General features: G+C 65.7%; 11 protein-coding genes. 8 read left to right on the plus strand and 3 right to left on the minus strand.

What is annotated here, in order from left to right; translation table 11 throughout:
• Window positions 1–46 precede the first annotated feature (46 nt).
• Window positions 47–496 (plus strand): DNA polymerase III subunit chi, encoded by a 450-nt coding sequence (locus tag HDC29_RS15105; RefSeq protein WP_179499096.1) that lies wholly within the window; start codon window positions 47–49, stop codon window positions 494–496.
• An 86-nt stretch (window positions 497–582) separates the two neighbouring features.
• Window positions 583–1,005 (plus strand): nucleoside-diphosphate kinase, encoded by a 423-nt coding sequence (gene ndk, locus HDC29_RS15110; protein WP_179499098.1) that lies wholly within the window; start codon window positions 583–585, stop codon window positions 1,003–1,005.
• A 57-nt stretch (window positions 1,006–1,062) separates the two neighbouring features.
• Here ndk and purN read toward each other — a convergent pair whose 3' ends face one another.
• Together purN and purM are read right to left on the minus strand one after the other, a co-directional pair.
• Window positions 1,063–2,010 carry a phosphoribosylglycinamide formyltransferase gene (purN, locus tag HDC29_RS15115; protein ID WP_179499100.1) on the minus strand — a complete coding sequence of 316 codons (948 nt, stop codon included), beginning with the start codon at window positions 2,008–2,010 and terminating at the stop codon, window positions 1,063–1,065.
• A gap of 39 nt (window positions 2,011–2,049) precedes the next feature.
• On the minus strand, window positions 2,050–3,168 hold the full coding sequence (gene purM / locus HDC29_RS15120) for a phosphoribosylformylglycinamidine cyclo-ligase (protein ID WP_179499102.1): 1,119 nt from the start codon (window positions 3,166–3,168) through the stop codon (window positions 2,050–2,052).
• Window positions 3,169–3,331: 163 nt separating this feature from the next.
• Between purM and HDC29_RS15125 the strand changes: the two genes are divergently transcribed.
• Genes HDC29_RS15125 through HDC29_RS15140 form a run of 4 tightly spaced genes read left to right on the plus strand, consistent with a single transcriptional unit; the run spans window position 3,332 to window position 8,835 of the window.
• Window positions 3,332–4,528 carry a heavy-metal-associated domain-containing protein gene (locus HDC29_RS15125; protein WP_326914548.1) on the plus strand — a complete coding sequence of 399 codons (1,197 nt, stop codon included), beginning with the start codon at window positions 3,332–3,334 and terminating at the stop codon, window positions 4,526–4,528.
• Entirely contained in the window at window positions 4,528–5,181 is a 654-nt protein-coding gene (locus tag HDC29_RS15130) for a chromosomal replication initiator DnaA (protein ID WP_179499106.1), read from the plus strand. Before HDC29_RS15125 ends, HDC29_RS15130 begins: the two co-directional genes overlap by 1 nt.
• Window positions 5,172–7,340: an RNA degradosome polyphosphate kinase gene (locus tag HDC29_RS15135; protein ID WP_179499108.1), complete on the plus strand. Its 2,169-nt coding sequence runs from the start codon at window positions 5,172–5,174 to the stop codon at window positions 7,338–7,340. Before HDC29_RS15130 ends, HDC29_RS15135 begins: the two co-directional genes overlap by 10 nt.
• A 7-nt stretch (window positions 7,341–7,347) precedes the next feature.
• Window positions 7,348–8,835 carry a Ppx/GppA family phosphatase gene (locus HDC29_RS15140; protein WP_179499110.1) on the plus strand — a complete coding sequence of 496 codons (1,488 nt, stop codon included), beginning with the start codon at window positions 7,348–7,350 and terminating at the stop codon, window positions 8,833–8,835.
• On the opposite strand, the gene rnd is transcribed toward HDC29_RS15140, so the two are convergent.
• Complete coding sequence (gene rnd / locus HDC29_RS15145; protein ID WP_179499112.1) at window positions 8,832–10,019, minus strand: ribonuclease D; 1,188 nt, start codon at window positions 10,017–10,019, stop codon at window positions 8,832–8,834. The genes HDC29_RS15140 and rnd overlap by 4 nt on opposite strands.
• Before the next feature lie 109 nt (window positions 10,020–10,128).
• Between rnd and HDC29_RS15150 the strand changes: the two genes are divergently transcribed.
• Both HDC29_RS15150 and HDC29_RS15155 read left to right on the plus strand, forming a co-directional pair.
• On the plus strand, window positions 10,129–10,458 hold the full coding sequence (locus HDC29_RS15150; RefSeq protein WP_179499114.1) for a hypothetical protein: 330 nt from the start codon (window positions 10,129–10,131) through the stop codon (window positions 10,456–10,458).
• Window positions 10,455–11,969: an FAD-binding protein gene (locus HDC29_RS15155; RefSeq protein WP_179499116.1), complete on the plus strand. Its 1,515-nt coding sequence runs from the start codon at window positions 10,455–10,457 to the stop codon at window positions 11,967–11,969. The genes HDC29_RS15150 and HDC29_RS15155 overlap by 4 nt, the downstream gene beginning before the upstream one ends.
• Window positions 11,970–12,031 lie beyond the last annotated feature (62 nt).

Genomic DNA, 12,031 nt, shown 5'->3' on the forward strand with positions numbered 1-12,031 from the left:
GCGGGCTGGAGATTGCTTCGCTTCGCTCGCAATGACGGAATTGGTCATGGCGCGCATCGACTTCTACCGGCTGACCCGCGACCCCGCCGAACGGGTGCTCCCGGCGCTCGCGACGCGCATCCTTGGCAACGGCGACCGCCTGCTGGTGGTCGCCGCCTCGGCGATGCAGCGTCAGGCGATCGACGAGGCGCTCTGGACGCTGACTCCAGCCAGCTTCCTGCCGCACGGTCACGCGGGCTCGCCCGACGAGGCGATCGAGCCGATCCTGATCGCAGGCACGCTCGACCCGTCGCCGCCCAACCGCGCAACCCTCCTGGCGCTCGCCGACGGAGAGTGGCGCGAGCAGGCGCTGGTGTTCGAACGCACCTTCCTCCTTTTCGACAACAGCCGCATCGACGACGCCCGCGCGCTCTGGCGCGCACTCGCCGCGCGCGAGGATATCGATAACCGCTTCTGGAAACAGGACGAAGGCGGTCGCTGGTCGGAAGGGCCCTAGGGCGTCGGCGCTCTGTCCTTGCGGTCCCGCAAAAGCGCCGCTAGAGGCGCGCGCATCAGATAACACACCAACGCAGGAGCTTTCCCATGGCGGTCACCCGCACCTTTTCGATCATCAAGCCCGACGCCACGCGTCGCAACATCACCGGCGCCGTCACCAAGATGCTGGAAGACGCCGGCCTGCGCGTCGTCGCGTCGAAGCGCATCCACATGACCCGCGAACAGGCCGAAGGCTTCTACGCGGTCCACAAGGAACGCCCCTTCTTCGGCGAACTCGTCGAATTCATGACCTCGGGGCCCGTCGTCGTGCAGGTTCTCGAAGGCGAGAATGCAATGCAGCGCAACCGCGACATCATGGGCGCGACCAACCCCAAGGACGCGGCCCCCGGCACGATCCGCAAGGAACTGGCCGAGAGCATCGAGGCGAACACCGTGCACGGGTCGGACAGCGACGAAAATGCGGCGATCGAAATCGCCTATTTCTTCAAGCCCGAAGAAATCGTCGGCTAAGCTGAACGGCATGACCGAAAAGATAAGGCCGCCGGAGCGATCCGGCGGCCTTTTTCGTCAGAACTCGTCGGCTACCCCCATCAGCCCCGCCAGCTTCTTCGGCGCTACCGCCAGCCAGCTCTTGCGCAGCCAATCGCCAATCGCATCCCAGTCGGTATCGCCAAGATCGAGGCGGATGCCGATCCAGCCGTCACCGAAATAGGCGGGGCGGTAATAGCGCTCACAGTCCATTTCGATCAGCGACGCCTGTTCGTCCGCACCGCTGATCTTGACCAGCAGCGCGGTCTTGCCATCGCCATGATGATCCTCGGTGAAATAGGCGAATTTCTTGCCTTTCACGATCCCGAAACACGGCATGCCGTGCGACACCACCTCGTCAGCCTCGGGCAATGCCATCGCGAGTTCGCGCACCCGGCCGCGCAGATAATCGGGCGACCGCTCGCGCGTCACGAAGGCCGCGAGCGTGGCGGGATAAAGCTGATGCTCGGCGAGGCGCACGCGTGCGCTCAATGTCTCGACCGTGTCGCCGGGCAGGATAGCCACCGGCGTCTGCGCCAGCACGGGCCCCTCGTCGACGCCGGGCGTCACGATATGAACGCTGCATCCACCGAACCTGTCGCCAGCATCGATGGCTTGCTGGTGCGTGTTGAGGCCTTTGTAGAGCGGGAGCAGGCTCGGGTGGATGTTGATCATCCTGCCCGCCCAGCGCCCGACGAAATCGTCCGACAGAATGCGCATGTAGCCAGCCAGCGCGACGAACTCGGCGCCTGCGCCGCGCAATTGCTCGTCGACCAGCGCGTCGAAGGCGTCGCGATTCATGCCCTTGTGCGACAGGCTCCACGTCGCGATGCCTTCGGCCTGGGCGATCTTCAACCCCGCTGCGTCGGGATCGTTGCTGCCGACGAACACCAACTCATAGGGGCAGTTTTCGGCCTTCGCCGCATAAAGCAGCGCCGCCATATTGGTCCCGGCGCCGGAGATCAGGACGGCGACCTTGGCCTTCAACTTCTCCCCTCCCGCAAGCGGGAGGGGGCTTCTGCGGCCTTAGCCATTATGCGTCGCGCTCCATGCCCCCATCGCGCTCCACGTTTCGGCGCTGCCCGTCACGGTGCAGCCCTTTTCGCCTTCGGCGATATCGCCGATCCGGAACACCGTCTCGCCCGCGGCTTCGAGCGCCGCCGTGACTTCGGCGACATCGCCTTCGGCAACGACCACCGCCATGCCGATCCCGCAGTTGAAGGTGCGCGCCATTTCCTCGGGTTCGATATTGCCCTGCGCCTGCAGATACGCCATCAGCCGCGGCTGCGCCCACGCGTCGGCGTCGATATGCGCGTGCAAGGTCTTCGGCAGGATGCGCGGAATATTTTCGAGCAACCCGCCGCCGGTGATGTGCGCGAGCGCGTGAATCTTTCCGGTCTTCACGAGCGGGAGCAGGCTCTTCACATAGATGCGCGTCGGCGCCATCAGCGCGTCGATCAGCAGGATGGTCTGGTCGAACAAGGCGGGGCGGTCGAGCTTCCAGCCCTTGTCCGCCGCGAGCCGGCGCACGAGCGAGAAACCGTTCGAATGGACGCCCGACGAGGCAAGGCCGAGGATGACGTCGCCGGCCGCCACCTTGTCGGCGGTCAGCACCTGATCGCGCTCGACCGCGCCGACGCAAAAGCCGGCGAGGTCATAATCGCCGTCGCTGTACATGCCGGGCATCTCGGCGGTTTCGCCGCCGATCAGCGCGCACCCGGCCTGCTTGCACCCTTCGGCGATGCTTGCCACGACTTCGGTCGCGACGCCATTGTCGAGCTTGCCGGTCGCATAATAATCGAGGAAAAACAGGGGCTCGGCGCCCTGCACGATCAGGTCGTTCGCGCACATCGCAACCAGGTCGATGCCGACGCCGTCATGCTTGCCCGATTCGATGGCCAATTTGAGCTTGGTGCCGACGCCGTCGTTCGCCGCGACGAGCAGCGGGTCGTTGAACCCCGCCGCCTTCAGGTCGAAAAAGCCTCCGAACCCGCCCAGGTCGGCATCGGCGCCGGGACGGCGCGTCGCGCGGGCGAGCGGGGCAATGGCACGGACCAAGGCGTTGCCGGTCTCGATCGATACGCCGGCCTCGGCATAAGTGTAGGAGGCGGGTTGCCCGTCTCGTTTGTTCTGCTTGGAATCCATGGCACGCGCGACTAACGGTTCCAGCCGAGAATTGCCATGATTTCCTTGTCGGGGCCCGCGCTTTTGGGCAAAGCATAGAGAAGATATGATTTCGGCTGCTTTCCCCCGCTTCGCGCCTCGGCTTCCCTTCGACGCAATTCGTTTTCGCGATGGGCGCTGGGCTGTGCTATTCGGCCTTTTCTTCGCGATTCTGCTCGCCGGGATCGTCGATGGACAGATCACTCGCGGCAATCGCGGCATTACCCCGATCAACAGCAGCGGCGATTTCCTCGCCAGCGGGATCCTCGTCGACGTAACCGGCGACAATGCCGACGACGCGCGCTCAAAGGGCTGGCGCGAGGCGCAGCGCAAGGGCTGGGCACAGCTCTATCGTCGGCTGAACGGCAGCGACGGCCCCGCGCTCGGCGATTCGGTCCTCGACGGCATCGTCACGTCGATTGTCGTCGAGGAAGAACAGATCGGCCCGCGCCGCTATGTAGCAAAGCTGGGCATTCAGTTCGACCGGGTGCGCGCCGGGCAGATTTTGGGCGTCAGCGGCCGGACGCTGCGGTCGCCGCCCCTGCTCGTCATCCCCGTCTATTCGATCGATGGCATCCCGCAGGTGTTCGAACAGCGCAGCGCCTGGCAGCGCGCCTGGGCCGAATATAATACGGGGCAGAGCGCGATCGACTATGTCCGCACCGCGGGCACCGGGGCGGATACCTTGCTGATCAACGCGGGGCAGACGGGCCGCCGCGGCCGCGTCTGGTGGCGCGTGATCCTCGATCAATATGGCGCCGCCGACGTGCTGACGCCGATCGCGCGCGTCGAATATTCCTATCCCGGTGGGCCGATCAAAGGCTATTTTACCGCGCGTTTCGGTCCCGACGGCAAGCTGATTTCCAGCTTCACGATGACCGGGCCGAGCGCGGCGGCGTTGCCCGACATGATGGAAAAAGCCGTTGCGCGGATGGATTCGATCTACACGAACGCGCTCACAGAGGGCGTCTTGCGTACCGACACCTATCTCGTGCTCGAAAAGCCGGTCGAACGGGAAGACTTGCCCGAAGAAGTCGCGACGACGGATGAACAGGCCTTGCCCGGCGAGATCGACGCCAGCGTGCCCACCGGGCCTGTCGCGGGTGTCCAGAGCTTCACCGTTCAGTACAGCTCGCCTGACGTCGATTCGGTGACCGCGACCGAACGCGCCGTCGCCGGCGCCGCCGGCGTCCAGTCGGCTTCGACCACCAGCCTCGCGCTGGGCGGCATGTCGGTGATGCGCGTCACCTTCCGCGGCGACATCGCGGCGCTGCGCGCGGCGCTCGCGGCACGCGGATTCAACGTCCAGGAAGGCGGCGGGCAGCTGCGGATCAGCCGCTGATGAGCCCGAAATCTTCACAAATTGCCCTGCCGCTCGATTGGAGCGCGGGTGGCGCCAACGACGGCCCGCTGATTATCGGTACCAGCAACGCCGATGCCGTGCGCTATCTGCGCCACGTATCGACCTGGCCGGTCCGCACTGCGGTGCTCAACGGACCGCGCGGTTCGGGGCGCAGCCTGATGGGTCGGCTGTTCGCACAGGACACGGGCGGGCGGGTCATCGACGGCCATGAAAGCGTTTCGGAAGAGGAAATCTTCCATGCGTGGAACGCCGCGCAGGTCGGCCCGCCGCTGCTGATCGTCGCCGACGCGCCCCCCGCGGACTGGAATGTCGCTCTGCCCGATCTCCGCTCGCGCCTCGCGGCGGTCCCGGTACTGACGATCGGCGAACCCGACGACTGCCTTGCGCGCGACCTGATCGAGGCGCTGTTCGCCCAGCGCGGCGTCGCGCTGGCGCCCGGCGTCGCCTCCTATATCGTGCCGCGCATGGAGCGCAGCTATGCTATGCTCCACCGCGTCGTCGCGGCGCTCGACGCGGCATCGCTCGAACAGGGGCGGCGTCTTGGCATCCGTCTCGCGCGTGAAACATTGCTGTCACAAGGGCTGATCGACCCCGATCTCCTCGAAAGGCAGGATGGAACGACATGTCGATAGCCGGTGGACCTCTTCGCGCCGACAATGATCCCGATACGGCGGGGCCGGATTTCGGGCCGGAGCGCTTTTTCAACCGCGAACTTTCCTGGCTCGCCTTCAACCGGCGGGTGATGGAGGAGGCGCGCAATCCCGCGCATCCGCTGCTCGAACGCCTCCGCTTCCTGTCGATTTCGGGCAGCAACCTCGACGAATTCTTCATGGTCCGTGTCGCGGGGCTCAAGGGGCAGCAGCTCCAGGGGATCGACGACCCCTCCGCCGACGGCCGCTCGCCGGGGCAGCAACTCGCAGAGATCGAGGCCGAGGTGAACCGCCTCGTCGATCAGCAACAGAGCGAATGGCAGTTGCTCCATCGCCAACTCGGCGAACAGGGCATCGTCGTCCACGGCGCGGGATCGGACAAGGACGCGCTCCGCGCCGCGCTGCGTCAATATTTCATCGACCAGATCTTTCCGATCCTGACCCCGCAGGTGCTCGATCCCGCGCACCCCTTTCCCTTCATCCCCAACCGCGGCCTCGGCGTCATCTTCGACCTTCAGCGCAAGGCGAACGGAGAGACGGTGCGCGAACTGGTGATGATCCCCGCCTCGCTGGCGCGCTTTGTGCCGGTGCCGGGCCAGGTGAGCAGCTTCGTGCCGATCGAATATCTGATCGAGCTGTTCGGCGACCTGCTGTTCCCGGGTTTCACGATCCGCTCGCTCGGCGTGTTCCGTATCATCCGCGACAGCGATATCGAGCTGGAGGAAGAGGCCGAGGATCTCGTGCGCCTGTTCCGCACCGCGATCCGCCGCCGCCGTCGTGGCCGTGTCATTCTGCTTGAGCTGGAGGCCGACATGCCCGGCGAAATCGCCGAGGTCTTGAACGCCGATATCCAGGGACACGAGGCGATCGTCGCCAAGATCGGCGGTTTCATTGGCCTCGCGGCGCTGTCGCCGCTCGTCGACGTCGATCGTCCCGACCTGAAATTCCCGGCCTATTCGCCCCGCTTCCCCGAACGTATCCGCGAACATGGCGGCGACTGTTTCGCTGCGATCCGCTCGAAGGACATCGTCGTCCATCATCCCTATGAAAGCTTCGACGTCGTCCTCTCCTTCCTGCGGCAGGCCGCCGCAGATCCCGACGTCGTCGCGATCAAGCAGACGCTTTATCGCGCGGGCAACCAGTCCCCGGTCATCCGCGCGCTGATCGAGGCGGCCGAGGCCGGCAAGTCGGTCACCGCAGTCGTCGAGCTCAAGGCGCGCTTCGACGAGGAGCAGAATCTGCTTTGGGCGAACCAGCTCGAACGCGCCGGGGTGCAGGTTGTCTACGGCTTCATCGAGTGGAAGACGCACGCCAAGATTTCGATGGTCGTCCGCCGCGAGGGGCAGGGGTATCGCACCTATTGTCACTTCGGCACCGGCAATTATCATCCGGTCACCGCACGCATCTATACCGATCTCAGCTTCTTCACCGCCGATCCGCGCGCGGGCCGCGATGCGGCGCAGCTGTTCAACTACATTACCGGTTATGTCGAGCCCGAACGGCTCGACCTGATCACCATGTCGCCGCTCAACATGCGCGCGCATCTCAGCCAACTGATCGACTCCGAAATCGCCGCGGCGAAGGCGGGGGCGCCCTCGGGGGTGTGGGCGAAGATGAACAGCCTCGTCGACCCCGACATTATTGACAAGCTTTATGAAGCGAGCGCCGTGGGCGTCCCGGTGGAACTGATCGTGCGCGGCATCTGTTGCCTCCGCCCCGGCGTGCCCGGCCTTTCCGAAACGATCCGCGTCAAGTCGGTCGTCGGCCGCTTCCTCGAGCACAGCCGCGTCTGGGCCTTCGCGAACGGCGCGCCGCTGCCGCATCGCGGCGCCAAACTCTATATCAGCAGCGCCGACTGGATGCCGCGCAACTTCGACCGCCGCGTCGAATATATGATCCCGATCGAAAATCCGACGGTGCACGACCAGATTTTGGATCAGGTGCTTGTTGCGAACCTCATCGACAATGAACAAAGCTGGATATTGCAGCCTGACGGCACTTATATGCGCGTCGCTCCGGGAGACAAGCCTTTCAATTTACACCATTATTTCATGAATAACCCGTCGCTGTCGGGTCGCGGAACCGCGCTCCACCAGCGCCAGGACGTTCCCACGCTCGCCTTTGACATGCGTGAAGATTGAGAAGAGGTTGAGTTTCCTGCGCACCTCCCGACAAGCGGTCAGCCGGTCCGCCGTCATCGATATCGGTTCGAACTCGGTCCGCATAGTCGTTTATGAAGGCCCGTCGCGCGCGCCCGCGGTGATTTTCAACGAAAAGGTCGCCGCCGGCCTCGGCCGCGGCCTCGCGATCGACGGCCGCATCGCGGCCGAAGATGCCGAACGCGGCCTCGTCGCGCTTCGTCGCTATGCCCTGCTTGCGAAGCATATGGACGTGAAGACGATCCAGTGCGTCGCCACCGCCGCCGTGCGCGACGCGGCGAACGGTCCCGACTTCATCGCCGCGGCGGCCGAAGCCGGCCTTGAAATCCGGCTGCTCTCGGGCGAGGAGGAGGCCGAAGCCGCCGGGCATGGTGTGCTTTCGGCGATTCCCGACGCGCGCGGCATCGCGGTCGATCTGGGGGGCGGCAGCCTCGAACTGGCCGAGGTTTCGGACGGGCGGGTCGGCCGCTGCGTCTCCTTCCCGCTAGGCGTGCTCCGCCTGCCGGCGCTGCGCAAGGATGGCGAACAGGCGTTCGAGCGGGCGATCCGCAAGATGCTCCGCGCCGCCGGCTGGCCCGGTGACGGACTCACCGGGCTGCCGCTCTACCTCGTGGGCGGTTCGTGGCGCGCGCTCTCGCGCCTCGACCTCGAGCTGACCAAGGACCCGCTCGCGGTGCTCGATCAGCACACGCTGCCGCGCGGCGCGCTTCGCCGACTGATCCGCGCGACCAAAAGGCTGAGCTTCGAGGAATTGCGCGCGATTCCCGGCATGGCGTCGAACCGCGCGGCGGCCTTGCCCGATGCGGCGGCGCTGCTCGCGGCGCTCGTCAACATCCTCGACGTGCCCGAAATGACCGTTTCGTCTTCGGGGCTTCGCGAAGGGCTGCTCTATCAGGCGCTCGATGCCGAAACGCGCGCGCAGGATCCGCTGATCGTCGCCGCCGAATTCGAAGGCCGTCGTCTCGCTCGCTTTGCCCCACACGGCCGCGCGATCGCCGACTGGATCACACCGCTCTTTGCCGACGAGGCGCCGGCCGACAGCCGAGTGCGACTCGCCGCGAGTCTGCTCAGCGACGTCGCCTGGTCGGCAAACCCCGATTTCCGCGCCGAACGCGGTACAGAAATCGGCCTGCACGGCAACTGGCGCAGCATCGACATACCGGGACGAATCCTGCTCGCCCGCGCGCTTTACGCGGGCTTCGGCGGTGCCGATGCCGAATTTCCCGCAATGGGCACACTCGTTTCGCAGGAACGGCTCGCCCGCGCGCGGCAATGGGGTCTCGCGATCCGCCTTGCGCAGCGACTGACCGGCGGCGTCGAGGCTCCGCTCAAGGCGAGCGGGATCGCGCTTGTCGATGGCAGGTTGCGGCTGTCTCTCGCGGCCGGATGGCATCATCTGGCCGGCGAATCGGTCGAACGCCGCCTGCGCGTTCTCGCGCAGGCGCTTGATGCCAAGCCTGAGCTTGTGCTGCTTTAGACTTCGGCCGCGGCTGCGGCGTCGATCTCGCTCATCACCAGCTTGCCGTTCTTGACGGCGAAGCCCATCCGCCCTTCGACAAGGTCGAGCGCCGCGTGTCCGAACACGTCGTAGCGCCAGCCCTGCATCATCTGGATGCCGTCGCGTGCGCCTGCCGCAAGCGCCTCCAGATCGTCGCTGCGCGCGATCAGCCGCGCCGCGACATTAAGTTCGCGTGCGCGGATCTTGAGCAGCAGCTTGAGCAGGTCGGCGACGAGCGTCCCTTCCTTGCCCAGCCCCGGACCGCGCGGTGCGCGGTCGGGCATATCGTCCTTCGACATCGGCTTGGCGTTTGCGATCGCGTCCATCAGCCGGCCGCCGATATCGTTCGTCCGCCACGTCGCAGACAGCCCGCGCACGCGGCCCAGCCCGTCCTGATCCTTCGGCGGATGCGCGGCGAGGTCGGCGAGCGTTTCGTCCTTGACGATGCGCCCGCGCGGCAGATTCTTGTTCCGTGCCTCGCGTTCGCGCCACGCGGCAAGCGCCTGCAGCCGGCCGAGCACATCGGCTTTGCGCGTCGGAATCTTGATTCGTTGCCATGCCTTGTCGGGATCGACGCTGTAGTTCGCGGGATCGGCGAGCTTTTCCATTTCCTCGTCGAGCCAATGTCCGCGCCCGGTCTTGATCAGCTTGTCGAGCATCATCGGGAAAATCTTTGCGAGGTGCGTGACGTCGCCGATCGCATAGTCGATCTGGCGCTTGTCGAGCGGGCGCCGGCTCCAGTCGGTGAAGCGCGCGCCCTTGTCGAGTTGCAGGCCGATCCACGCCTCGACGAGGTTCGAATAGCCGACCTGCTCAGCTTGTCCGAGCGCCATCTGACCGATCTGGGTGTCGAAGATCGGGTGCGGGGTCTTGCCGGTCAGGTTAAAGATGATTTCGACATCCTGCCCGCCCGCGTGAAAGACCTTCAACATATCCTCATTGTCGACGAGCAGGTCGAGCAGCGGCTTCAAATCGATGTTCGGTGCCATCGGATCGATCGCCGCGGCATGGTCGCGGTCGGCCACCTGGATAAGGCAAAGCTCTGGCCAGAAAGTGTTTTCGCGCATGAATTCGGTATCGACGGCGATGAAATCGCTGCTGCGAATGAGGTCGCAGAATTCGACGAGCGCGGCGTTGGTTTCGATCAACGGATGGACTTGCATAGCGCGCCTATACAGCTAGTTGAAAGGAACGGGCAGGAAAAATTGCCCGCTCTCTTCGGGTTGCGGAGCCGGAACACCGGCCGGGAAAAAAGACGAAGGGGTTTGGGGCATGATCTGGCTTGGTTGGGCGCTCGCCGCGCTCGGTTTTGCGTTGCTTTTCGGGCAATATCTGGCGGGGCAGGCGGATGTCTTCCTCTCGATCGCCAATCCGCGGCCGCTCGATGAGGAATCGATGGTTGTGACGCAGAAAGGCTGGGGCTTCGCGGCCGAGGCCGCGCAGCCGTTCGTGACGCCCGAATCCGACCATGGCCTTTGCGATGTCCGCGTCTTCGCGACACGGCCCCAGATGCTCGTCGCGATCGCGACCTTCGGCTTCCTCCGCCCCGTGACGGTGGCCTGGCGCGCGCATGCCGGCATCCTTCCGCTGGGAGAGGCATGATGCCGATCGTCAAACTGGGCGAGGAGGGACGCTGGACCAATTATCATGGCACCGGGACCTGCGAGGCGGCGACACGCTTCGCGCTGCGCAGCGGCGATGCGGAGCGCGGGCGCGACGAGATCGCGATCGCGGCGAAGGCGGTACTGGCCTGGCTCGCCGAGGCCGCCGCCGCACGCCGGCGCGTCCGACCGCTCGGCGCGGGCTGGTCGCCATCGAACATCAATATCAGCTCGCAGAGCTGGCTGCTGCATACGCGCCGGTTCAACCGTTGCTTCCGTATCGGCGCCGAAGATGTACGGCCGGGCGTCGATGCGGCGGCCTTGATGCTCGTCGAGGCGGGCGCGCTCGTCGATGAAGTGTCCGACAAGTTCGAAGCGCAAGGCCGCTCGCTGTGGACCAGCGGCGCGGGCAACGGGCAGACCTTTGCCGGGGCCTGCGCGACCGGCACCCACGGCTCGATGATCGCGCGCGGGGGTATCCAGGACCATATCCGCGCGGTGCAGGTCGTGACGTCCGGCGGCGTCCACTGGATTGAACCCGAAGCCGGCGTGATGAGCGACGCTTTCATCGCCGCGACCGGATCGACCCCGATGCGCGATGACGAGATATTCGCCGCGGCGCAGCTTCCCGTCGGCGCGCTCGGGATTATCACCGCGCTCGTCGTCGATAGCGTGCCCAAATTCCTGGTTCGCCCGATCCAGAATCTTCGCAAGGTCGACTGCGCCGCGCTCGACTGGCTTTCGGCAGGCGATTTCAGGCGCTTCTCGGCGACCTATGCACTCGATCGGGACCCCGATTTCGTCCAGATGATCGTCAATCCCTACAAGCCGTTCAAACGGCCCGCGATGCTCCGCTTCCTCTATCGCGAGCCTTGGCGTGACGATTATCCGCGCGCGACGCCCGGCCAACTCGGCGCGGGGTACGACGCGCTCAGCCTGCTCGGCCGGCTGCTCAATGACTATCCGTGGGCGCGCGGCGCGTTGCTGCAATTCGCGATGAAACAGGGCTATGCCAGCGGCCCCGACGTCGATGCGCCCGCCGTCTATGGCAGCTGGGGGGAGGGGCTTGATACGCACCGGCCGCTCGCCGACCTGTTCAACGCCTCGGTCACCATCGACCGTGCCGACCTTGCGCGCGCCTTCGAACGCATCTGCGCGGTTTACGCGCGTCACGGCGGCTCGACCGTCGTCACCGTGCGCTTCATGGAGCGCGCGCAGGGCTTGCTCGCGCCTGCGCGCTTCCTTCACAATGCCGTGATCGATTTCGATGGTCCGCGCAGCCCGCGCACCGCCGATGCCTATGCGCGCGTCGTTGAATGCCTCGATGCCGAGGGGGTCGCCTTCACGCGGCACTGGGCGAAAAGCTGCCGCCTCGACGCGCTGCGCGTTGCTGCCGACTATGAGGAGGATTTCCGGCGCTGGCGCGCTGCGCGTGATCGGCTGCTCCCGGATCCCGGGCATCGCGCCCTGTTCGGCAGCGAGGTTCTCGACGGGCTGGGCCTGACCTGTTGACCGACGCCCTTCAACCCTTGACAAATGGCTCTGCGCGCTGCCTTAGGCGCGGCCATATCGGC

It is taken from the genome of Sphingopyxis sp. JAI108, assembly GCF_013410105.1.
GTDB classification, from domain to species: Bacteria; Pseudomonadota; Alphaproteobacteria; order Sphingomonadales; family Sphingomonadaceae; genus Sphingopyxis; species Sphingopyxis chilensis.

What these genes read in the sequence shown, in the direction of transcription:
- HDC29_RS15155 (WP_179499116.1), top strand. Translation starts at nt 10,455, where the DNA reads ATGATGCCGATCGTCAAACTGGGCGAGGAGGGACGCTGGACCAATTAT.
- HDC29_RS15130 (WP_179499106.1), top strand. Translation starts at nt 4,528, where the DNA reads ATGAGCCCGAAATCTTCACAAATTGCCCTGCCGCTCGATTGGAGCGCG.
- purM (WP_179499102.1), bottom strand. Translation starts at nt 3,168, where the DNA reads ATGGATTCCAAGCAGAACAAACGAGACGGGCAACCCGCCTCCTACACT.
- rnd (WP_179499112.1), bottom strand. Translation starts at nt 10,019, where the DNA reads ATGCAAGTCCATCCGTTGATCGAAACCAACGCCGCGCTCGTCGAATTC.
- HDC29_RS15150 (WP_179499114.1), top strand. Translation starts at nt 10,129, where the DNA reads ATGATCTGGCTTGGTTGGGCGCTCGCCGCGCTCGGTTTTGCGTTGCTT.
- HDC29_RS15105 (WP_179499096.1), top strand. Translation starts at nt 47, where the DNA reads ATGGCGCGCATCGACTTCTACCGGCTGACCCGCGACCCCGCCGAACGG.
- ndk (WP_179499098.1), top strand. Translation starts at nt 583, where the DNA reads ATGGCGGTCACCCGCACCTTTTCGATCATCAAGCCCGACGCCACGCGT.
- HDC29_RS15135 (WP_179499108.1), top strand. Translation starts at nt 5,172, where the DNA reads ATGTCGATAGCCGGTGGACCTCTTCGCGCCGACAATGATCCCGATACG.